This is a genomic window from Streptomyces sp. NBC_01707, assembly GCF_041438805.1.
Classification (GTDB): Bacteria; Actinomycetota; Actinomycetes; order Streptomycetales; family Streptomycetaceae; genus Streptomyces.
Map to the genome: position 1 here is coordinate 88,469 of NZ_CP109190.1, position 21,145 is coordinate 109,613.

17 protein-coding genes and 3 pseudogenes are annotated in these 21,145 nt (G+C 66.3%); 9 read left to right on the forward strand and 11 right to left on the reverse strand.

Annotated elements, in window-relative coordinates; genetic code table 11:
* The first annotated feature begins 72 nt into the window (after positions 1–72).
* Entirely contained in the window at positions 73–1,491 is a 1,419-nt protein-coding gene (istA, locus tag OG963_RS00415; RefSeq protein ID WP_327425381.1) for an IS21 family transposase, read from the forward strand.
* On the forward strand, positions 1,488–2,258 hold the full coding sequence (istB, locus tag OG963_RS00420) for an IS21-like element helper ATPase IstB (RefSeq protein WP_327425382.1): 771 nt from the start codon (positions 1,488–1,490) through the stop codon (positions 2,256–2,258). The genes istA (OG963_RS00415) and istB (OG963_RS00420) overlap by 4 nt, the downstream gene beginning before the upstream one ends.
* Before the next feature lie 114 nt (positions 2,259–2,372).
* Here istB (OG963_RS00420) and OG963_RS00425 read toward each other — a convergent pair.
* The 4 genes and pseudogenes from OG963_RS00425 to istA (OG963_RS00440) all read right to left on the reverse strand — a co-directional run.
* Positions 2,373–3,929: pseudogene (locus tag OG963_RS00425) on the reverse strand (transposase); the annotation flags it as partial.
* Positions 3,930–4,100: 171 nt separating this feature from the next.
* Positions 4,101–5,605 (reverse strand): annotated as a pseudogene (locus OG963_RS00430) (ISL3 family transposase).
* A 337-nt stretch (positions 5,606–5,942) separates the two neighbouring features.
* Positions 5,943–6,740, reverse strand: coding sequence for an IS21-like element helper ATPase IstB (gene istB, locus OG963_RS00435; RefSeq protein WP_327425383.1), 798 nt, complete (start codon positions 6,738–6,740; stop codon positions 5,943–5,945).
* A gap of 3 nt (positions 6,741–6,743) precedes the next feature.
* A complete protein-coding gene (gene istA, locus OG963_RS00440; RefSeq protein ID WP_327425384.1) occupies positions 6,744–7,997 on the reverse strand; it encodes an IS21 family transposase in 1,254 nt (417 codons plus the stop codon).
* On the opposite strand from istA (OG963_RS00440), the gene OG963_RS00445 reads away from it, so the two are divergent.
* The 3 genes from OG963_RS00445 (at position 7,936) to OG963_RS00455 (ending at position 9,660) form a co-directional block, all read left to right on the forward strand.
* Entirely contained in the window at positions 7,936–8,457 is a 522-nt protein-coding gene (locus OG963_RS00445; RefSeq protein WP_327425385.1) for a transposase family protein, read from the forward strand. The two genes, istA (OG963_RS00440) and OG963_RS00445, sit on opposite strands and share 62 nt — an antisense overlap.
* A complete protein-coding gene (locus tag OG963_RS00450) occupies positions 8,444–9,010 on the forward strand; it encodes a transposase (protein WP_331740964.1) in 567 nt (188 codons plus the stop codon). Before OG963_RS00445 ends, OG963_RS00450 begins: the two co-directional genes overlap by 14 nt.
* Before the next feature lie 146 nt (positions 9,011–9,156).
* Positions 9,157–9,660: an NUDIX hydrolase gene (locus OG963_RS00455; protein ID WP_371798144.1), complete on the forward strand. Its 504-nt coding sequence runs from the start codon at positions 9,157–9,159 to the stop codon at positions 9,658–9,660.
* 155 nt (positions 9,661–9,815) lie between these two features.
* On the opposite strand, the gene OG963_RS00460 is transcribed toward OG963_RS00455, so the two are convergent.
* Positions 9,816–9,971 (reverse strand): hypothetical protein, encoded by a 156-nt coding sequence (locus tag OG963_RS00460; protein WP_327425388.1) that lies wholly within the window; start codon positions 9,969–9,971, stop codon positions 9,816–9,818.
* 207 nt (positions 9,972–10,178) lie between these two features.
* Entirely contained in the window at positions 10,179–10,721 is a 543-nt protein-coding gene (locus tag OG963_RS00465) for a hypothetical protein (RefSeq protein WP_327425389.1), read from the reverse strand.
* Between the two features lie 1,115 nt (positions 10,722–11,836).
* Here OG963_RS00465 and OG963_RS00470 point away from each other — a divergent pair.
* The 3 genes from OG963_RS00470 (at position 11,837) to OG963_RS00480 (ending at position 13,907) form a co-directional block, all read left to right on the forward strand.
* On the forward strand, positions 11,837–12,970 hold the full coding sequence (locus tag OG963_RS00470) for a helix-turn-helix domain-containing protein (RefSeq protein ID WP_371798145.1): 1,134 nt from the start codon (positions 11,837–11,839) through the stop codon (positions 12,968–12,970).
* A gap of 12 nt (positions 12,971–12,982) precedes the next feature.
* Positions 12,983–13,555: an HD domain-containing protein gene (locus OG963_RS00475; protein ID WP_327425391.1), complete on the forward strand. Its 573-nt coding sequence runs from the start codon at positions 12,983–12,985 to the stop codon at positions 13,553–13,555.
* Positions 13,556–13,703: 148 nt separating this feature from the next.
* A complete protein-coding gene (locus OG963_RS00480; protein WP_327425392.1) occupies positions 13,704–13,907 on the forward strand; it encodes a hypothetical protein in 204 nt (67 codons plus the stop codon).
* 872 nt (positions 13,908–14,779) lie between these two features.
* Here the strand turns inward: OG963_RS00480 and OG963_RS00485 are convergent.
* Together OG963_RS00485 and OG963_RS00490 are read right to left on the reverse strand one after the other, a co-directional pair.
* Complete coding sequence (locus OG963_RS00485) at positions 14,780–15,229, reverse strand: hypothetical protein (protein WP_327425393.1); 450 nt, start codon at positions 15,227–15,229, stop codon at positions 14,780–14,782.
* A gap of 371 nt (positions 15,230–15,600) precedes the next feature.
* Complete coding sequence (locus OG963_RS00490; protein ID WP_327425394.1) at positions 15,601–16,815, reverse strand: IS110 family transposase; 1,215 nt, start codon at positions 16,813–16,815, stop codon at positions 15,601–15,603.
* 288 nt (positions 16,816–17,103) lie between these two features.
* On the opposite strand from OG963_RS00490, the gene OG963_RS00495 reads away from it, so the two are divergent.
* The gene (locus tag OG963_RS00495) at positions 17,104–18,300 is read left to right on the forward strand and encodes an IS110 family transposase (protein ID WP_371800245.1); all 1,197 of its coding nucleotides are present in this window, start codon (positions 17,104–17,106) and stop codon (positions 18,298–18,300) included.
* Positions 18,301–18,308: 8 nt separating this feature from the next.
* On the opposite strand, the gene OG963_RS00500 is transcribed toward OG963_RS00495, so the two are convergent.
* The 3 genes and pseudogenes from OG963_RS00500 to ltrA form a co-directional block, all read right to left on the reverse strand.
* Complete coding sequence (locus OG963_RS00500; RefSeq protein WP_371798146.1) at positions 18,309–18,605, reverse strand: transposase; 297 nt, start codon at positions 18,603–18,605, stop codon at positions 18,309–18,311.
* A pseudogene (locus OG963_RS00505) lies at positions 18,589–19,107 on the reverse strand (IS30 family transposase); the annotation flags it as partial. The gene OG963_RS00500 and the pseudogene OG963_RS00505, both read right to left, overlap by 17 nt.
* A 72-nt stretch (positions 19,108–19,179) precedes the next feature.
* Positions 19,180–20,985, reverse strand: coding sequence for a group II intron reverse transcriptase/maturase (gene ltrA / locus OG963_RS00510; protein ID WP_327425395.1), 1,806 nt, complete (start codon positions 20,983–20,985; stop codon positions 19,180–19,182).
* Positions 20,986–21,145 lie beyond the last annotated feature (160 nt).

The following is a 21,145-nucleotide window of genomic DNA, read 5'->3' on the forward strand; positions in this document are numbered from 1 at the left end:
AGATGTTGATGCGGTGAACCCTGTCGCTCGGCACTCTGCTGCTGTCGGTGTGACGGTGGAGGGTGGCTGACGATGGTCTTGGACCCGCATCGCTGGTTGGAACTGCGGCGTTTCCGTGGGCTGTTGGAGTCCGGGGCGTTGAGCCTGTCGGAGATCGCCCGGGAGACGGGCCTGGACCGTAAGACAGTGCGGAAGTACCTCTCGTCGCCGGGGCCGGCGACGCCGCCGCGGAGGTCGCCGAACGGACGGTCCCGAGCGAGGGTGATCGACGAGTTCGCGCCGCTGGTCGATGCGATGCTGCGGGCCGAAGTCCTGATGAAGGCCGCGGTCATCCATGAGCGGTTGGTCGCGGAGTACGGGTTCACTGGGAACTACCAGCGGGTCAAGCTCTACGTTCAGGAAGCCCGGCCCAGGGTCGCCGAGGAACTCGGCATCACGCCGAAGGAACTGGCGGGAATGCACCGCCGGTTCGAGGTGATCCCTGGCGCCCAGGCCCAGGTGGACTGGGGCGACGAGGGCAAGATCCTCGCGCATATGGGCATCGGGAAGGTCCATTCGTTCCACATGACCCTGTCGTACTCCCGTGACCCGTTCTGCTGCTTCACCACGAGCCAGGATCTGGAGACCTTCTTCGACTGCCACCGGCGGGCGTTCGCGCACTTCGGCGGGGTGCCGATGACGGTCGTCTACGACCGCACCAAGACGGTCGTGCGCCGGCACGTCGCCCCGGGCGAGGCGGTGCCGCTGCATCCGGAAGCGGTCGGATTCGCCGGGCACTACGACTTCGACATCGACGTGCTGGCCGCTTATCGGCCCACCGGTAAAGGGCGCGTCGAGCGTCAGGTGCTGATCGTCCGCGACCATGTTCTCTCCGGGCGGTCCTTTTCGTCGATCGAGGAGATGGACGCCGCGTTCACGGCCTGGGTGCCGCAGCGACGTGCTCAGATCCACAAGACCCACCGCGAGGTGATCGGGCATCGTGCCGCCCGGGACCACGCAGCCCTCAAAACGCTGCCGCCGGCCCCGTATCTGGTGGCCGAACGGCACCTGCGGCCGGTCGGCAAGGACTGCCTGATCGCGTTCGGCGGCAACCTCTACTCGGTGCCCGCCCGCAAGGTCCGCCCCCGCCAGCTCGTCGAGATCCGGGCCACGAAGTCGCAGGTCATGCTGCATTCCACGGTCCCCGACTCGGGCGGCGAAACACTGCTGGCCATGCACCCGAGGGCGGTCGGCCGCGGGGTCCGCGTGGTCGAGGAAACGCACTGGGACGGGCTGCCCACTGGCAAGGGCCGCCGGACGACCACCGGCGACGTCCCCGTCCAGCCGCGCCACCACCGCCCCCTGGGCGAAGAAGCCGGACCCTTGCAGGCCCTGCTGAACCGGGCCGCCGCCACCCAGGTCGAGGTCGGCCGCCGGCCGTTGTCGGTCTATGACGAGCTGACCGGCACCCGCCCCTTCACCACCCACCGCGCCACGAAGGAATCGTCTTGAGCGAGCTGACTGGCAACCGGATCCGCACCACGGCCGCGAAGCTCGGCCTGCCCCATCTGGCGGAAACCATCAACGAGTTCACCCGTCGCGCGGACGACGGCAAGCTCGGCTACCTCGACTTCCTCGACCTGGTCCTGTCCGAGGAACTGGCCGTCCGTGACGACCGCCGTTTCCGCCAAGGCCTACGGCTCTCTCGGCTGCCGCACCACAAGACGCTGGATGAGTACGACTTCTCGTTCCAGCCGGATCTCGACCCACGCAAGGTCAAAGACCTTGCCACCCTGTCCTTCGTCGAGGCCAAGGCCAACGCAGCCCTGCTCGGGCCGCCCGGAGTCGGCAAGACCCACATCGCGATCGCGCTGGCGGTCGCGGCCTGCCGGGCCGGGTATTCGATCTACTTCACCAGCCTCGATGACATGGTCCGCAACCTCAAAGCCGCCGAGGCAGCAGGGCGTCTGACCAGCAAACTCGGCTCCTACCTGCGGCCGAGCGTTCTCGTGGTCGATGAGGTCGGCTACCAGCCGCTCGAACGCGCCGAGGCGAACCTGGTCTTCCAGGTCATCTCCAAGCGCTACGAAAAGGGGTCGATCATCCTGACCTCGAACAAGACCTTCAGCGAATGGGGCCAGGTCTTCGGCGACGAAGTCCTCGCCACCGCGATCCTCGACCGGCTCCTGCACCACTGCGAAGTCGTCCCCATCAACGGCCCCAGCTACCGGCTCAAGAACCGCCTCCAAGCCATCGAGCGCGAGACCGAAGTGGCCTGACAGCTGGGGACGAAGAAGGGTACGGGACTGGGGACATAAGTCCGTACGCCGACACATGCCTCGGTAGCGGCAGTTCCGCAGGCCGTGGGCATGAACGGTCTCGGAGACGGTGGCCTCGCAGCCTGCGCGGATCGCGTATCTCCTGCGCCACTCGGTCGTCGTCTGTTCGGCCCTGTTCTGCGTCTGGATCTCTTGGAGAGGTTGGGGCATCAGGAAGACGTGACGGCCCTTGCCTTCGACGTTGCCGGTGCATTTGAGCCGGTCGGCGCATTCGCGGCAGGCCTTGCGTGGGAAGAGCACGGAGAGCCGGGGGTGGCCGTCGCCGAGTGTGGGCTTCCATGGTGGACTCGTCACGCCGTTAGGGCAGGTCAGGGTGCGGGCTTGCCAGTCGATGTGGAAGTCCTGCTTGGCGAAGCCGGGCCGTTTACTGGCCTGTGGGTCGTCACGGACTGGTCCGAAGAGTGTGATGTCCCATTGCCGGGCAGCGTGGTGGATGCTGTCCGGCGAGATGTAGCCGCTGTCAACGACGTGTTCGGTGGGCTGGAACCCTTGCGCGGTCAGTCCCAGGTGGATCCGGTCCAGGGCATCAATGTCCTGCTCGGGCGCCGGCCGGGTGGTGACCTGGACGATCACGTTCAGGCCGGTCTCGTCGCAGGTCTCGGTCTGGTGGTCGCGGTAGCCGATCCAGTCCTGCTGTCCGGCAGCGGTGACTTTCTGGCTGTATCGGGCTTCGGGATCGTGCGGGGTGACGATCTCCATGCCCGACCACGGCACTCGCGCCGAAGCGGGATCGGGTCGGCCGTCCGCTGATGCCTTGCCCGTGTTGCGGCGTTCGGTCGTCCTGCGGCTTGCCCGGTTCCGACTGGATTTCGGTCCCCGCCAGCGCAGTTGGCCGTCCCCGTCGAGCCAGTACTGCTGAACCCAGACCTGCCGCAGGACCTCAACGGCGGGTAGTGCCCGCAGTCCGGGTGGGGCATCGGAGTCGTGAACCGCTCGCAGGATGTGCATGCCGTCCTCGCCGACACGTAGCACGTAGGCGATCAGGGCGTCACCTCCCCGAGGAAGCCGGTCATAGCGGACTGGGCGGCCGTAGCGGTCACCCCAGTCCGCGGTAACAAGTCCGGCCAGCCATTCCTCGCCGTGCGCAACGAGTTCTTCCAGAGCCGCCCGCAGGGTCTCGGCGACGAGTTCACCCCGATTGAGCCGGCGTACTGCCGCCAGCACATGGGTCGAGTCGGTGCGGACCCGGCCACGGCGTTTAACCAGGCCCGCAGCCGCAAGACGTTCCACCATCACAGCCAGCAGCCGGTCTGCACGGTCCCCTTCGGCCAACCGGTCACGGAACTCGCTCAGCACCGAGAAGTCGAAGCCAGCGTCGTCCAGCTCCAGGCCCAGGCAGTACTTCCAGTCCAGACGGCACCGGACGGCCTCCGCCGCCTGCCGGTCGGTCAGATTCTCCGTGTATTGCAACACCGACACCAGCGCAAGCCGGGCCGGTGACAGACCAGGGCGCCCGTCTGCCGGATACCAGTCGGTGAAATCCTCGTCCACGAACAGCTCGTCGAGCCGGTCACGCATCCACATTGCTGCCGTGCCACGCGGATTACTCGCCCGGGCCATCTTCACGGTCAGTGGCGGAACCACTCGACCAGAACCACACCCCATCGACATTCCGGCCCCCTCCGACCGGCAGAGACTGCCCCGCTCAACAACGGCAGCACACCACCGCCAGCGCGAACAACCCCTCGGGGGCAGGCTTCACCCCACCGAGCGAAGATCGCCAACAGCGGGACTGTCCAATCAACGGATCTGTCTCACTTCCGGTGGTGACGGAGGGTGCAGTTACCCCAGGAGAATGCGATGGCGGAGGAGGGCGAATCCTGCCCGGCCGTACATCTGGCGCTTGATCAGCTTGGTCTTGTTGTTGACTCCTTCGGTGCCGCCGTTGTGGTGGCAGTAGGTGAGGGCCGCGTTCACAGCGTCGCGATCTCTCTCGAGGCCGCGGGTGAAAGCGTGCAGGTGGGGCAAGCCCTCGGCCTGTGCGGCATCGATCCACATGCTCAGCTGCCCGGCGTTCTCCTCGGCCGGTCTCAGTAGCGCGGCGAAGGTGTGGACGAGGCCCGTGACGGCGGTCATCTGCGGGCAGGCGGCGGTAGCAGCCTCGATCCGTTCCCGCTGGTGATCTTTGAGGTGGTCAGGGTGGGTGAGGAGGTAGCGGGCCAGCCGACGCGGTGAAAGCGCTGGCCGGTCGGCCTCGACGCGGCCCTGGTTGATGTACTTGTGGAGCAGGTTGAGGCTACCCGGGTAGCCGAGTTCCCGAATCTCGGCGAACAGGTGAGAGACCGGTGCGGCCGGATCCTCATCGCGGCGTCGGCGCAGGTGGTCTCGGTATGGATCCACCAGCGTGGGGCGGTACTTGGGGGCCGGATGAGTCGCTCGGGTTCCGGGACACGTGCGTAGCGTTTGACGGTGTTCAGTGCCAGGTTCAGACGCCTGGCGCATTCCAGCAGGCCCACGCCCCGATCGAGGAGGTCGTGGACGTGGTGCCAGCGCTCGCGGTTGGTGGCCGCCTGCTTGCCCTCGCTCGGTGGCGGGCCGGTCTTGGCCCAGCAGGTACTGTGCGCGGCCACCTCCTTGCGGACAGCCTCGGCCAGGTTGTGCCAGATGTGCCACCGGTCGCCTACCTGCACCGCATGCGGCAAGGCACGGCGGATCGCCTCTGCGTAAGCGGCCGAGCCGTCCCGGCACACGACCTCGACACCAGGATGGTCACGCAGCCAGGCTTCCAGGGCGTCGGTGGTACGACCGGGCAGGACATCGATCCGCTCGCAGGTCTCGGCGTCGATCAGAACGGTCGCGTAGTCGTGGCGGCGACGCAGCGCGAAGTCGTCCACCCCCAGCACCCGCGGCACCCGCCGGGCGGGCAGCGGCAACCGCACCAGCGCGCGCAGGGCGGTGTGCCGTGAGACGGCCACCGCGAGTATGGACAGCACACGAGCGCCAGCACGGCCGGCTAACTCCCGCACCACCGCTCCGACCTGCAAGGACAGCCGAGACGTGCGTCGCTGATAGCGCTCCAGGATCCCGGAAAGCTGTTCTCGAAACGTCTGGCGGCATCCCATAGTCGGGCAGACCAGGCGGCGTACGCGCACCTCGACCACCACGCGGCGGGCATCCACGGGCACATCCGCGACAACCCTTACGTGATATCCGTGCACCCGCCCCGACCAGGCCCCGCAATCCGGGCAAGCCACCGCCCCGCAGGGCGTCCGAGCCCTCACCAGGATCCGCTCCCCCTCGTCCACTATGCCCTCGAAGACCAGAGGGGACAGCCCCGAAAACACCATGCTCACAACCTCGTTGACATCACACACGCCATATCAACGACGCCAGTCGCGCTCCGTCACCACCGGAAGTGAGACAGATCCGTTCTTTTTGCAGTCCCCCAACAGCATCGCTTCCGTGCAGTGGCCACTGTGAGTGACCGCTGTGCGTCTTCGGGCAGGCTCCCAACTCGTCCGAAAATGAGCCTTGGTGGCCATGGCTGGGCTGAAAGTCCCGGCCATGGACGAGGTCGTGCTCCGGCTGGAGAAGCTGTTGTTCCCGTCGATCGCTGGCGTCTGTCAATGCTCCCGCAGAATTGCGCACGTTCTGCTCCCGCAGAATTGACCCCTTGGGGTTGGTTCAGTCTCGGTGTGTGCGGTTCTCCTTGGCGAGGAGTTCGCGTCGTTGGCGGGTGCGGTAGGAGTCGCCGGTGAGGGTGAGGACCTCGGCGTGGTGGACGAGGCGGTCGATCATGGCGGCTGCGACGACGTCGTCGGAGAAGGTCTCTCCCCAGCGTCCGAAGGGCAGGTTCGAGGTCACCATCACGGAGCCCTGCTCGTAGCGGGACGCGATCAGTTGGAAGAACAGGTTCGCGGCGTCCTGGTCGAAGGGGATGTAGCCGACCTCGTCAATAATGATCAGTCGGTAGCGGCGGATCTTCTTCAGTTCGGCCTCGAGGCTGCCGGCCTGGTGGGCGGTGGCGAGGCGGGTGATCCAGTTGCTCGCTGTGTCGAACAGGACGGAGTGGCCGGCGTGGGCCGCTTTGACTCCGAGGCCGATGGCGAGGTGTGTCTTGCCGATGCCGGGCGGCCCGAGCAGGACCACGTTTTCCGCCTTGGAGACGAACGTCCCGGTGGCCAGATGGGCCAGGACATCGCGGCGCATTGAGGGCAGGTGGTCGAGGTTGAAGTCCTCGATGGTCTTGACCTGCGGGAAGTGGGCGGTGCGGATCCGCATCACGGTGCCCTTGGATTCGCGGTCGGCGACCTGCCGCTGCAGCAAGGCTGCCAGGTATTCCTCGTGGGACCAGTTCTCATCGCGGGCCTGGGTTGCCAGGTCCTCCCAGCAGGCCCCGATTGTCGGGGTCTTCAGGACCCGGGTCAGGTAAGCGATCATGGACGGCAGGCCGTCCTTCGGCATCGGGGTGGCCATGGTCATGTGTCACTTCGCTTCTGTTGACGGCTGGTCGAAATCGACGCCGAAGAGGGCGTCGTAGTCCGGCAGGGGCCGCAGGGCGACGATGTGCCCGTCGGTGTGCTGCCGTGTTGCTGCCTGGCGCCGGTGGCGGTCCTCGGCCAGGGCCTGGCGCATCCGCTTGGCCGTGGCGGCATGGGCGGGATCGGTGACCACCGCCTGCTTGGCCCAGGACCGCTGGTGGCGTGCGACGACCTGGCCGTCGCAGAACACCACGACCTCCTGCAGGGAGGCGGTGACGTCGACGAACCGGCCGATGACCTGCCGGTCGACCGAGTAGTCGCCGGTGTCGACCCGGACGTAGTAGTCACGGGCGAGCCTGATCCGCGAACTCAGGCCGGTCGGCGGCTCGAGGGGCGGCAGTGGCGTCATCGACAGGTAGTCCCGCTCCAGCAGGTCGACGGGCCGGCCGTGGATCGAGCGGACCGTGCGGGAGTTCGCCTTGATCAGCCAGTCCTTGAGCTGCTGGTTGAAGTCCGCTGGGGAGGCGAACTGCCGGCCAGGCAGGAAGGAGGTCTCCAGGTAGCCGTTGCTCCGCTCGACCATCCCTTTGTATTCGGGGTCGCGGGGCGGCGCGAGCTTGATCCTGGTGGCCAGAGTTCCGGCGAACGCCGCCGCCGGCGCGGTGAGTTTCCCGCTGCCGCCGATCGCGGCTTCCCGGTCCCAGACCAGCGTCTTGGGGACCCGGCCGATCTCATGGATCAGCTGCCACATTCCCGAAAGGATGTCGCCGGCCTGCCTCGAGGGGATCATCACCGCGGACAAATGACGGGAGAACCCCAAGGCCATGACCAGCACCGGCAGCACCCGCTCCTGCCCGGCGCCGACCTGGACCTTCGTCTCCGGGAACCACAGATCGCACTGGGCGACCTCGCCGGGCTCATAGGTGACCCGGTCGACCGGGTCGATTCCGAGGTATTCCGGCCGGATCAGCGCCAGCCGCTTGCGGAGCGGTGCCGAGGAGTACGGCCAGCCAATCCGCTCGGCGATCACCGGCGCCGGCATCGTCGGCCACTCCTGCAGCAGAGCCCGCATCTGAGGCTCGAACTTGTCCGCGACGTGACCCCGCGGGGCCCGCTCGAACACAGGCGGCCGGTCTGAGTTCAACGCGGCCCGCACCGTGTTCCGGGCCACCCCCAACCGCCGCGCGATCTCCTTGATGGGCACACCCTCCGCCCGGTGCAGACGGCGTATCTCGGCCCAGTCCTCCACTTTCAGCACCCTCCAGATCATCAAGGGGGGTCAATTCTGCAGGAGCACCTGGGGGGTCATTCTTGCGGGAGCAACGACAGGCGTCGCGGTGCTGTCGGTGAACGTGGATATCGAGATAGTGCGTGTCGACGCACAGTGCACCGCGACTGGCGCCGCGTGCCCGGGATGCGATGCCTGGTCGACCCAGGTCCACAGCTTCTACCTGCGGTTTCCTGCCGACGTGCCCAGCGCCGGACGGAGCGTCGTACTCCAGCTCCGGGTTCGTCGGTTCCGGTGCGGCAACGCCATGTGCCCGCGCCGAACCTTCGTCGAGCAAATACCCGGCCTGACGCGCAGGCACGGCCAGCGCACTGAGCTGCTGCGCCACACTGGCTGCGGTAGGTCTCGCCCTGGCGGGCCGAGCCGGCGCCCGCCTGGCCTCCGTCCTTGGGTTATCCGTCAGTCGGAGCACGGTCTTGCGCCTGATTGACGCGCTCCCCGATCCGGAGGCGGCCGCGCCGCGCGTGGTCGGCGTCGATGAGTACGCCACCCGCAAGGGCCGCCACTACGGCACCGTCCTGGTGGATGTCGAAACCCGCCGTCCAATCGATCTTCTCCCTGACCGTGAGGCATCCAGTCTGGCCGCCTGGCTCGCCCGACGGCCAGGTGTCGAAGTCGTATGCCGGGACCGTGCGCCGTTCTTTGCAGAAGGCGCCACGGCCGGGGCCCCGCAGGCGATTCAGGTCGCGGACCGGTGGCATCTCTGGCACAACCTCAGCGATGCCACCGAGCGAAGCGTCGCCCAGCACCGCCACTGCCTGCGTGTCCTCGTCCCCGCTACTCCCGAAGCCGAGTCCGAGTGGGCCCCTCGCAGCGCCCTGACCTGCAACTTTGCTCTGACCTGCACAAACTTCGAGCGCCTCGGCCCGCATCAACCCGTTCCGGCCCGCTTCAAGCCGCTTCAGCCCGGCGCCGTTTTCCCGTGGGAAAACCGCGAACGCGAAGGTGGCCTGATCTGCGGGTACCCACTCCAGTGCCCATGAGACCTGAGCCTGAGCACGATAGGTGGCGTATTTGCCCGACAACCGTCGTCATCCACGTTCGGCCTCCTGGCGCAGGTTCTCCTCGGTCGGTCCCCACGGGCCACCGAAAGGCGGCGTTGTCAGTGCGCTCTGCCAGGGTGTGCGTCGTGGACGAACTGGTGGAGCGTGTCGACGACCACGATCGTGTGCTGGGGGTGGTGGTCAGCCGCCGGCAGGCCATCCGGGAGGGTTGGCTGCACCGGGTCGCCGTGACGGTGTGTCGTGATGAGCGTGGGCGGATCCTCGTTCACCGGCGGTCGGAGCAGCTGCCGCGCTTCCCCGGGCTCTACGAGGTCGTGATCGGTGGCGCCGTGGATGTCGGCGAATCCTATGAACAGGCCGCCGCCCGGGAGCTGGCCGAAGAGCTGGGCATCCGTGTGCTGCCGCGCTTGCTGTTCACGTTCATCAACCGCAGCGGTTTGAGCCCTCACTGGCTCGGCGTGCACGAAGCCGTGGTGCCTGACACCGTGGCCGCCAATCCTGATGAGGTCGCCTGGCATAGCTGGCTGACCGAGCCGGAGCTGCGGTCGGCCCTGCTGGAGTGGCGCTTCACCCCCGACAGCCACGAAGCCTTCAGCCGGTATCTCGCGTTCAGGACCACGCGGTCCTGACCTTGCCCGCCCCGCAGGCTGGGACGCCGCGACAACTTGCCTGCGAAAAGCCCCGGTTGTACGGGCGGCCCGACGCCGCCGAGCGCCTGGTCGACGTCGTGCTGTCCGCAGCCGGGGGGTAGGGCCCGTGGGAGACCAATGAAGTGCGGTCGGGCCTACGAAATGAGATCGGCAATGCCGCCCGCTGCGAGCAGCACAGCGATGAAGAGGAGAAATCCGAAACAGCTCGGCTGCGCGAGCACACGCAGGCACCCCGGCCCGTCCGCCACCAGGTAGTCGTTCAGCCTGGTGACGGTGTCGTACTGATCCACTTGCAGCGCCGTTCCTCGGTGCCGCCAGGCGGCCCTGGCTCTCGGCCGGGAATCCAGAACGGCGGCGGATGGACCTCCCCGACCCGGGCCACCGCCGGCCTCAGGTCGGGAAGGAATCTCAGGTGCTCTTGAAGCTACGGTGAGTGCCGTCGTTTGTGCCTCGGGAATCCGCCCGCGACCGATCGGCGAAACGGCCGCGGGCGGGAGTCATTGAGAGCGCGCCTGCACACCGGCGAGCTCGTCCAGGACGATGGTGCAGTCCGAGAGGGAGCGGACAAGCTGGCTGGCGAGGACCCACCGCCCGGCGGGGTCGCCGTACTCCGCGACACCAGGCGTCAACGGGCTCCCTGGCAGATAGCGGACCCCATATATGCCGCTCACCTCGGATGTGCCGACCCGTACGGCCACGCACCGGCCGAGCAGGTTGGGGCAGGAGCGGACGGCCTCCCGAGCGCAGGGGGCACACACCGGAGGGTGCGTCGTCAGCAGACCGTTCGGCCAGCCGTCCCAGTCAGCGCGGTGGTCCTCCAGCAGCCAGAGCGTGCCCCGTTCATCCTCTTCGGCCGACCCGCCGCAGACCTGACACAGAAGTCGGCGCATCACGCGCCGCTGCCGCAAGGGATGCACCCTGCCGAACTCCGGGCGCCCGCACCCCTGCTTGGCCGGCGCCCGTAGCCACAGGTAGCCGTCGGCATCCCGGTCGTACGGGCCCTCGTCCTGGTAGGCGATGCCACCGCGGGGACCGATCACCACAGGGCTGCGGGCTTGCTCCTCCGACCACGACGCGATGTACGGAACGACGAGCGGCCGGGGAAGCTCACCGGCCCAGCCGCGAGGGCTTGCAATTGTCGCACAGAGGGATCTTTGCCCCTTGGGCGCTGGGGGCGGGAAGGCTGGTCGTACCGCAGCTGGCCCACCGCCGGCAAAGACCCCGCCACGCACGATGCAGTCCGCGCCTCGTCTCGCACGAGACGCCGCCACGGCAGTCGGCGCAGGTCACGGTGTGGCCCAGGTAGACGCGGAATGCCTTCTCAACGGTATGGGGCTCGGCAGTCGTGGTCACCAGGCACGTCCTTTCAGCAGGATTCCAGGAACCGGGGGAACCGGCGGGCAGAGGGGCCGTGAGCGGCGCTCACTCATCGGCTCCCCGCTCTAACGCCGCCCGCTGATACCGGCCGGTCATCACCACCTGGGAGACCGCCTGCGGGACGCAGAGCTCGCCGGGGCTGTCCATCGGCACGCACCAGTACGAGCGGGCCTCGGACGGGGCGGTCGCATCCGGTTTCGGGACGCCGAGGAAACAGCCGGACCCAAGACACTCCGCTTCCGGCACCAGCCTGGACTTCCACACGTCTTGGCGACCGGCGCTCGCCGGTACGAGGATGTAGTACCGCTCGACGCGACGTCGACGAACACCGGCCCGCCCATCAACGCCGCCGAGAGATAGGCGTTGACCTGGTGCAGTTCCTCCGTGCCGGCGGCAGCGTGCACCACTTCGGCCGGGACGCGGATCGCGGAGAAGATGCCCCCGCATCGCAGGAGCGCAATCCCGTCCACCGCCCACTCCTTGCGAGCCTCCTTGATGTCCGGGGCGGCCGCAAGGAGCCAATGCCCGACCGCCAGCTGCCGCTCGAAGCGGGTGTGCACCAGGACTTCCTGGAGCGCACACTCCGCAGATGCGGTGGGCGGTGAAGCGGCGCCAGCTTTGATCGGCACGTAGTCAACCGGCTGAACGCCCTCGGGATCTGCAACGGTGCCCATTACTGAGAGCCTCCCTACTAGGCTCGTCTGGTGATGACTACGACGGTAGAAAGCTCAGCTCAGCGCCTGAAGTGACCGCGAGTACAGGTGGGCCGCCGTCAGCAATGGGGAATGGGGCAGCCATGCAGTTGAGCCCGCCACAAACCCTGACCAGAGGTCAGGGATCATCCGGACGCCCCCGCACGGGCGTCATCTCGGGCTACGTCTTCCGCGTGATACGAGAGCAGCAGGGGCGCACCCAAGAGGAAGCGGCCGAGCTTCTCAAGGTGTCCACCGACACGATCGCCGGATGGGAAACCGGACGCCGCCCACTCACCGCCGTACCTACAGGGCAGATGCTCATGCACCGGCACCGGCTGATGCAGATGGGCACTGCGCCCGCTCTGCTTCAGGCCCTCGAACGCGCCCTTGAAGCTGACGTCCTCCTCGCGAGCGCCTTGGACGAGGAGGGCCCAGTCGAGGAGAGCCCGCTCGGCGCCTGGGTGATGCAACGCGACCTGGTCGAGCTGCTGGCCTGGCCCCTCAACGGCGTAGCGCCCCAGCCCGTGCGCGAGCTCCCCCAACCACCCCGCCCCCGTCGCGGTCCCGCACCACCCGGGCCGGAGCTCCCGTTATCCGACCGGACCCGGTTCTTCCGGCAAATGAGGCGCACAGCTGAGCACGCCCGCGGTGACCGGCAGTTCCTCCTGCGACGCCAGGCTCTCTACCTCTGCGGATACGACGACCAGGCCGACACGTCGGAGTGGCTCGCCTACCAGCAACGCACCGAGAGGCCACAGGACTGGCTCACTCGCTGGCTCAACGGCCGGTCTGTGGCCGCCGTTGCCGCCAGGCAGGGCGACCGCGACCGCATGAGCTACTTCATCGACAAGGACCTCACCGGTGATGACGCGGGCGAGGCCGCGAACCTCAACTACTGGGCCTACTGGCTCGGTGAGACGCCGCACCTTGAACTATCCGACGACTTCATTGCCGTCCGCACCCCGGGGCCATGGACCGGCGAAAAGCTCCTCACGCATCTATCTCTGGGGCTCGCGCTTCACCACGGCTACGTCGACCTGAACATCCACACCGTGTGGTCTCTCCTGCAGATCCGTCCCAACCTGCTGCGGTCCGGTGCAGCAGCCCGCGCCCTACTCGACCGCCTCGTCGTGATGTTGGATAGCCAGGAGCTTTCCGCGCGCGCTCGCCGGGAGCTGGAGAGCATCCAGTACGCGATCCGCCTCGCCGAGGCGTGAGAGGAGTCCGAGGTGGCAGACGACCTATCCGCAGTGGCGAAGTTCCTGTTCGAGGCCGGGACGCTGAAGCAGACCAAGCGCACCGGGTGGTGGATGGCCGGCGTACGCGATCCCGAGTCGGTAGCGGAGCATTCCTGGCGCACCGCCCTCCTCGCATCGGTCATCGCCAAGCTCGAAGGAGCTGACCCGGCGAAGGCCGCCTTCCTCGCGGTGTGGCACGACTCGCAGGAGACACGCACCGGCGACGTGAACCACCTGGGCAAGAAGTACGCGCCGAGCGCCGACCCCGACGCAGTCACGGCCGACCAGGTCGTCGGCATGCCCGAGGTACTGGCGTCCGCTATCCGCGAGGTCGTCGCCGAGTACGAAGCGAAGGAATCTCCGGAAGCGGTCTGTGCTCGGGACGCCGACAAACTGGAATGCATGATCCAGGGGATCGAGTACCGGGCGCAGGGCTACGACACCCAACGGTGGATCGACAACAGCCGAGGGCGTCTCACCACGAAGACCGCGAACGAGCTCGCCGACGCAGTCCTGGAGGGCGCGCCGCTGGACTGGCTGCGCATGACGATGGGCGAGAAGTAGAGCTGACGGCACGTGACGGTGGATCCCCCTCGTTGGTCGAGGCGGGGCCCACTGCACGTCTCTCGTCCGCGTGCGGCCGGGTGTACGACTACGGCAGGACCGTGCGCCTCGGCGTGACGATGGTGCCGTGCCAGCACGATCCCACCCCGTGACAATCGAGCTGAGTGACGAACTGATTGAACTGGAGCGCGCGGCCTGGGCCGAGCAGCAGGAGAACGGGTTGACGGTGGAGACCGCGGCCCGCGTGCAGGCGGCGATCACCGCCCACGCCGAAGCGACGGAACAAAGCCGTTACGACGTCGAGATGGAACTGAAGCGGGTCGTGCGACACCCCGACCCTGACACCGACTGACCGGCCCAGAGACCTCGTTGTGTGCGCCTCGCCCGGCGCTGATCGGGCGAGGCGAGTCCGAGTCGGGCCAAGCAGCCAGCAGGCCGCGAGCGGGCACTCGCACCCTGTCACACACCGCAACCGTCACGTTGCCGAGAAGACCTCACTGAACAAGCATCACAACGTTCAAAAACAGCAAATCCGTAGCCGAACAGGTCAGTAAGGGGGGGTCTCTCGGCTACGTGCGCAAGGTGATGTACCGGCACCAGGTTCTCCCCGCGCGAGCAGGGGCCTCTCGCGCGGATGGGCTGTCGTCCCGCATGCCGGTTTGTTCTCCCCGCGCGAGCAGGGGTCTCTCGCGCGGATGGGCTGTCGTCCCGCATGCCGGTTTGTTCTCCCTGCGCGAGCAGGGGTATCCAAGCTTGTTGATCTCCGAACCCACAGGTCAGCAGGGGAGATCACGTGCGAGCGATCGCAGAGCACGATCGCTCCGGGCCGGAGGCGTTCCATGAAACGTACGGATACCTTGCGACTGCCACTTACCTGCGCGTTCACGAGGGCCAGCAGTAGGATTCCAAAGTCATCGCCGACGGGTAGACAAGCACGTGAAGTCCTTGCGCGAGGCAGTGGATCTTGGTCGTGACGCCGTTTACCAGGAGCTTCGTCGTTGCGCACGCCGAACCTAACCAACCTGACCCGTCAGCAGGTTGGAAGAGGCTCGAGGTGGGCGAGCGCACGAGTGCGAGACGAGCGTAAGGGCGGCCGGTCGACGGGTATTGAGTTCGAGTCGGCAGAATAATCGAGGGGCCCGGATACTCCCCTCATTGCACTTGTCGACGAGAAGTCTAGAATTGGTGCACAAAATTCCTTAGCCAGCTGAACAGATGGCTAGCTCATTCATTGAACATCACGGAGTGGACTTCGTAGTTGGGCTGGCCATTCCAGCTGACGTTCATCCTGTAATTTGCAAGATTTCCGATATCGAATCCACCCTTGTCGCAGCCCGCGTCACCACCATCTGTAACGGTGAGTACGGTAGTCCAGCCATCGGAAAGTGTGTTTTGCCGCTGCAGCTTTCCCGTCATGCCGTAGCCGTCGGCCACTTTATCGCAGACTTCGAACACGTCCCCGTCGTCAATGAAGTGCATGTAACCCCTATCGGTGACCCAGGTATACATGTCTGAATCAGCACTTGCCGGGGACACCGAGATGGCAATCGCTGCCATGACGGTTGTTCCAACTGCCACCAACCGCTTGAGCTTCAATCCGTTCACTGCTGATCCCTCTTTCTCTGCCTGGCTGCGGGGCAGTGGGGATGCCCGTTGTGTGTAGTGATCGATCAACAACGGATTCTAACCGGCATATGCGTGCCCGTGTCAATGCCGGTGGCATTTTCCATGCGAGTCCTCAAAGCTCGGTGACAAAATGCACTCCTAATAGTGAGGTTTGGCTACATCTGCCCTGTGTGCAGCTGTTTCACTTTTTTGCTGATGCAGATTCGGGCGGGCGATGAGGCGGCGCGGTCGGCTGCAATCACATGCATCACCAGCCAGCGCCCTGCGTAGTCGAACCCGGATCCACCGGCTGATTCCACGGCGATCGTTTCGGGGTCGTGCAGGTCGTGTCGGGGCTGAGCTGCGGATTCGGGCGTGGGGTGGCCGCTGGTCTGTCTAGCCTTTCCACTTGTCCACAGACATCCGAGCTTCGTAAGAAGTCAAGTAGCGGCAGGTCCGGTCACCGTTGTGAGCGCCGGAAACGCCTTGGCGGGGTCGAACTTCTGGCCGGTGGCCAGACAGTGATGCAGGCAGCCCAGGAGCCGGTTGAACAGGTTCCGCATCGCGGCGGTGTGTCTGTCCCCGCGGGCTCTGCGCCGGTCGTAGTGCTCCTTGACCTGCGGTACCGGCAGCGCCCCGAAGATCCAGACATAGCCAGCGGCGGCCAGGCGCTGGTTCTTCACGCGCCGGTGGCGGACGGCGTGGCTCTTTCCGCTGGCGATGGTGATCGGTGCGGCTCCGGCGTATGCCATGAGGGCGCGTGCATCGCGGAAACGGGAGCGGTCATCGCCGATCTCACCGAGGACGCGGGCGCCGGTGAGCGGTCCGATTCCCGGGAAGCTGCTGAGGACCTCGGAGTCGGGATGCTGGGCGAACGCCTCGGCCGCCGCGGCGGCGAGGTCGTCAGCAGCCCGACATGCGGCATCCAACTGATTTACCAGCGCCATGGTTTGGCGTCCCATGGCCTGCTCGACCAGGGGCAGCTGGTGGAGGCAGTCGCCGGTGAAGACTGTCCGTAGCCGTTCGGCCCAGGTGTTGATGTTGCGTTGCCGTCTGGACTTGCGCAGCAGGGATCGCAGCTGGGCGCGGGTCAGTCTCGCGGCCGTCGTGGGGTCCGGCGCCGCAGTGAGTACGGCCCGCGCCTCTCGGGAGTCCAGGCCGATGCCTCGGACCTGGAAGGCCGCCAGTGCGGCCGGGAAGTACTGCTTGAGGTGGGAGCGGAGCTGGTTGTTCAGCTGGGCCCGGTTCCACACGGCGTCCTGCTGGGCTCGTGCGAGGACCGAGATGGCCTGGGCCAGTTCGGAATCGGCCGGCAGCGGCCGGTGAACGTCGGCGTCCGTGCGCAGGATGTTGGCCAGTGCAACGGCGTCGGCGTGATCGGACTTCGCCCGGGCGACGCGATACCGCTCGCGGTATCGTGCCACGGCCATCGGGTTGATCGAGTACACCTTCCTGCCGGTGGCGCGCAGGGTCTCGACGGCTACGGGGATGGGGTTCTGCGGGGTGTCCCCGGCGTCGGCCAGCAGGCCGAGCAGCTGCCGGTAGCCCTCGGCATCGTCGTTGATATGCCGCTTGGCGACGAGCTGTCCGGCCTCGTCGACCAGGGCCACGTCGTGATGGTTCTCTGCCCAGTCGATTCCGCAGGTGATTTTCAACCCTGCCCCTCTGAGCTTGTTCCGCTTTGACGGACACCTTTGGTGTGGTGGTCAGGCTGCTCTACCTTCTTGGCTGGGTTGATCGAGCCATTCGTAGGGTTGGGTCGCCCAGGGGTGCTGGGTGTGGCTATCAGGCTGCTGCCGCTTCGTGGCTTCGCTCGCTTCGCCGTCCGGCACCCCACGACGACTCGGCCGCCGATTAGGAAGTGCGAACAAGTCGCTGTGTAGAGCAATGCCGGCGAGGTCGTCCGTGGCACGGACCGTACAAACGAGCACGTCAGGAGCATGATGAGCCGGATATGGGCGGGGATCGACAGTGGCAAGGGCCACCATCACAGCCTGGCGTTGGATGCCGACGGGAAGACCCTCCTGTCGCGGCGGGTCGTCAACGACGAGCCCGAGCTGCTGAAGCTCATTGGTGATGTCCTGGACCTGGCCGACGGCCGTCAGGTCACCTGGGCCATCGATATGACTGGCGGGGAACCCGCGCTGCTGCTGGCCCTGCTGATCAATCACGGCCAGGAGGTCCTCTACATTCCCGGCCGCCTGGTGAACCGGGCTTCCGACGGTTACCGCGGTGAGGGCAAGACCGACGCCCGCGACGCCTACGTCATTGCCGACCAGGCCAGGATGCGCCGCGACCTGCGGCCCATCCACCCCGGCGACGAAGCCGCCATCGAGCTCAAGCTGCTGACCGGACGCCGGGTCGACCTGGTCGAGGACCGCACCCGCTCCGTGAACCGCCTGCGCGGCACCCTGCTGAGCATGTTCCCGGCCCTGGAGAGAGCCCTGGACGTGACCAACACCGGCCCGCTCAAGCTCCTGACGGGCTACCAGACCCCGTCCGCGATCCGCCGCGCCGGGGCCACGCGGCTGACCAAGTGGCTGGCCAACCGCAAGGTCCGCAACGCAAGAGCCCTGGCCGAAGCCGCCATCGAGGCCGCCGACCGCCAGCACACCGCAATCCCCGGGGAGAAGACCATCGCCAAGCTGGTTCACACCCTGGCCGAGGAGGTGATGACCCTCAACGAGCAGATCTCCGAGATGGACAAGCTCATCGAGGGCCGGTTTCGCGAGCACGAGCTCGCCGACATAGTCCAGAGTGTCCCAGGCATCGGTGCCATCCTCGGTGCCGAGTTCCTCGCCGCCGTCGGCGGCAGCCTGGACGAATTCGACTCCCCGGACGCCTTGGCGGCCTTCGCCGGTGTCGCCCCCGCACCGCGCGACTCGGGCAAAGTCAGCGGCAATCTCCACCGGCCGGCCGCCTACCACCGTCGGCTCCAGCGCGTCTTCTACACTTCCGCGTTGGTCAGCGTCCGGTGCGACTCGAACTCGCGGAAGTTCTACGACCGCAAACGCGCCGAGGGGAAGAAGCACGTTCAAGCCGTGCTCGCACTCGCCCGCCGACGCGTCAACGTCCTTTGGGCGCTGATCCGTGACCGACGGTGCTACGAGGTCACACCACCAGTGAACACAGCCGCTTGACAACAACATTAGGAAGCGAGTGCGGTCTCGTAGTCGGCGGGACTGAGGTAGCCGAGGCTGCTGTGCAGTCGGTGCAAGTTGTACCAGCCTTCAATGAAGTCGAAGATCGCAGTGCGGGCGGCTGCCCGGCTGGGCCAGACGGCGGTATCGAGCAATTCGCGCTTGATGGTCGAGAAGAACGACTCAGCGAGCGCGTTGTCCCAGCACTGGCCGGTGCGGCCGACCGACAGTCGAACGCCGAACTTGTCGGCCAGTACTGCGAATTGGTGGCTGGTGTATTGGCTGGACTCAACCTGTCGTTGCAACACCGGCTTGTTGGAGCAAGAGTAGCTGCTCGTTGAATGCCTCGGCCGGGGTCCTCCAACCAAGTGTCTTGCGGGGTCTGGTGTTCAGCGCGTGAGCAACGGCTTCGATTTCTTCGGCGGACCAGCGCGAGAGGTCGGTGCCCTTCGGGAAGTACTGGCGCAGGAGTCCGTTGGTGTTCTCGTTCGTTCCTCGCTGCCATGGGCTGTGCGGATCAGCGAAGAACACGGGGATACAGGTCTCGACCCGGAACTGCGTATGCGCGGACATTTCCTTGCCACGGTCCCAGGTCAGCGATCGAGCGAGCTGCGCGGGCAGGGTCGACATCGTTGTGGCCAGCGCGTTCTTCATCGATATTGCGCCGTAGCCGGCCAACGCAGGACCGTTCTTCGTCCGTTGGATCTCGCCGTACCCCTCTTCCCGGGGCAGGTGGACCAGCATGGTGAACCTGGTCGTTCGCTCCACGACGGTGCCGACCGCTGAACGTTCCAGCCCGATGATCAGTCGGGTAGCGGGGACGCATTACTGCGTCCCCGCCCCCTCAGAACCGTGCACGCAGCTTTCACCGCACACGGCTCAAGCAAGCCCCAGAGGCTCGTCGGCAGGCAAAAGTGCTGGACTCGTCATCGTGGCGGTTCCATTCCGCCGTTGACAATGGGTGTGGAGGAGACGGAGTCGTTGACCGTCCGGCGTGCTCTCGTCCGGGAACGCGATGTATTGCTTGGAGATCGCTTTCCGGATGATGACCCGCCATGTTTCCCATTCTTGTGGGCTTTGTGGCGGGTGGTCGGCGTGCAGCAGGAGCCCTCCGCAGATCGAGCAACGGCCGTGTTGTGCCTGTAGTAGGCGCACGGTCGTGGCGTCGACTGGTAGAGGGGTTCCCTTGCGTCGCCGCTGAGCCCAATAGGATTCCAGGGCTGGGTCGTCCGGGGACGCCTTCCCCTTGACCAACTGGTGCCGGACTATCTTCGTCCAGGAGAACTTGGGCAGGTAGGCGCCGCTGTCGCGGTCACCGAACACCCACCGGTCATTCCTGGACCTGTTGAACCGGCCGAAGTACTTGTCGGATATCCAGCGCTTCGGCTTGTTCGGGTGGTGGCTGTGCTTGGCCCACTTGTAAGCGAGCTTCCACATGTGATTGTCCAGCGCCGTGAAGATCTCGCTGGACACCACCGTCCGGTAGTAGGCCGACCAGCCCCGCACGATCGGGTTGATCTTCTTGAGTACCGCACCGGCGTTAGCTCCTCGCAGGGCCGCCATTTCGGTGCTGAGCCGTTCCCGTATCCGTCTCTGGGCCGCTTTGCTCGGTTTGATCAGCAGCTTGCCGTGATAGCGGCGGACGTTGAACCCCAGGAAGTCGAATCCGCTCTCCGCGTGAACGATTCGTGTCTTGTCCTCGTGGAAGGCGAGTCCTCTGGGCGTCAGCCATGCAGCCAGCCGTTCCTTGACCTGCTCGGCCTGTTCACGGCTGGTGCACATCGCGACAAAATCATCTGCGTACCGCACCAGCACGGGGCTGCCGCTTTGTGCACTCCCGGCATCTCTGCCGGTGGTGTAATAGCGGACCCCTGCGGCTTCCTCCATTCCGTGCAGGGCCACGTTGAAGAGCAACGGGCTGATCACCCCACCTTGCGGAGTTCCCTCCTCGGTCGGGGCGAACCGACCGCGATCCACGACCCCGGCCTTCAGCCACTGACGGACCAATCCCCGAGCGGGGAAGGTGCCGAGAGCGGCCATAAGCCGGGCGTGGTCGATACGGTCGAACGCCGCCGTCAGGTCCGCGTCGAGTACCCACGCACGCTGCGGGTTCTTCCCGTTGAGCGTGGAGTAGATGGCCCCCATCGCGTCGTGACAGCCACGGCCGGGCCGAAAGCCGTACGACTTCGGCTCGAACCGCGCTTCCCACTCGGGCTCCAATGCTCCCAATGCCACAGCTTGCAGGCACCGGTCAACAATCACGGGAATCCCGAGTCCGCGCTTCTTCATGGTTCCCGGCTTGGGGATGAACACCCGCTTGACGGGCTTGGGAATCCACGGTCGGGCACGGTGCTGAACCCAATTGGCCAATGCGGCCTTGGACTGGGAAATTAGCACCACCTGTCCGTCGACTCCCGTCGTCGCGCGTCCAGCGTTGATCTCCGTGACCCGGCGCACGCTCAGGAGCGTATTCGAGCGGGACCGGAGCATCAGCTTCTGCAAATTGCGGACCTTCTTCAGGTCCCCTGCCTGCGATGCCGTGAAGATTCTCTGCCGCAGACGCCGTACGTCTTCCTCGACCCGCCGCCAGTCAATCGACGCCCAGTCCAAGTCTTCGCCCTCGGGTCCGTTCACCGGAGCAGGCGCAGCCGGAAGGGCCGAAGCCGCCCCGTCCGCTATCTGCATGGTGTCCAACTTGCCCCTCGGTTCCGTCGTCTTTGTTCAGTGATTCTGCACAGGCTCACCCGGCCCACGTCAGCACCCTTTCGGGTCCGGGCAGATCACCCGTATCCGGACGGTTATGCGGGGCGACCGGCGGAGAGTCCGATCGTCTGCCCCGGGTTCC

What these genes read in the sequence shown, in the direction of transcription:
- istA (WP_327425381.1), top strand. Translation starts at nt 73, where the DNA reads ATGGTCTTGGACCCGCATCGCTGGTTGGAACTGCGGCGTTTCCGTGGG.
- istB (WP_327425383.1), bottom strand. Translation starts at nt 6,740, where the DNA reads ATGACCATGGCCACCCCGATGCCGAAGGACGGCCTGCCGTCCATGATC.
- OG963_RS00445 (WP_327425385.1), top strand. Translation starts at nt 7,936, where the DNA reads ATGGGCACACCCTCCGCCCGGTGCAGACGGCGTATCTCGGCCCAGTCC.
- OG963_RS00470 (WP_371798145.1), top strand. Translation starts at nt 11,837, where the DNA reads ATGGGGAATGGGGCAGCCATGCAGTTGAGCCCGCCACAAACCCTGACC.
- OG963_RS00495 (WP_371800245.1), top strand. Translation starts at nt 17,104, where the DNA reads ATGAGCCGGATATGGGCGGGGATCGACAGTGGCAAGGGCCACCATCAC.
- ltrA (WP_327425395.1), bottom strand. Translation starts at nt 20,985, where the DNA reads ATGCAGATAGCGGACGGGGCGGCTTCGGCCCTTCCGGCTGCGCCTGCT.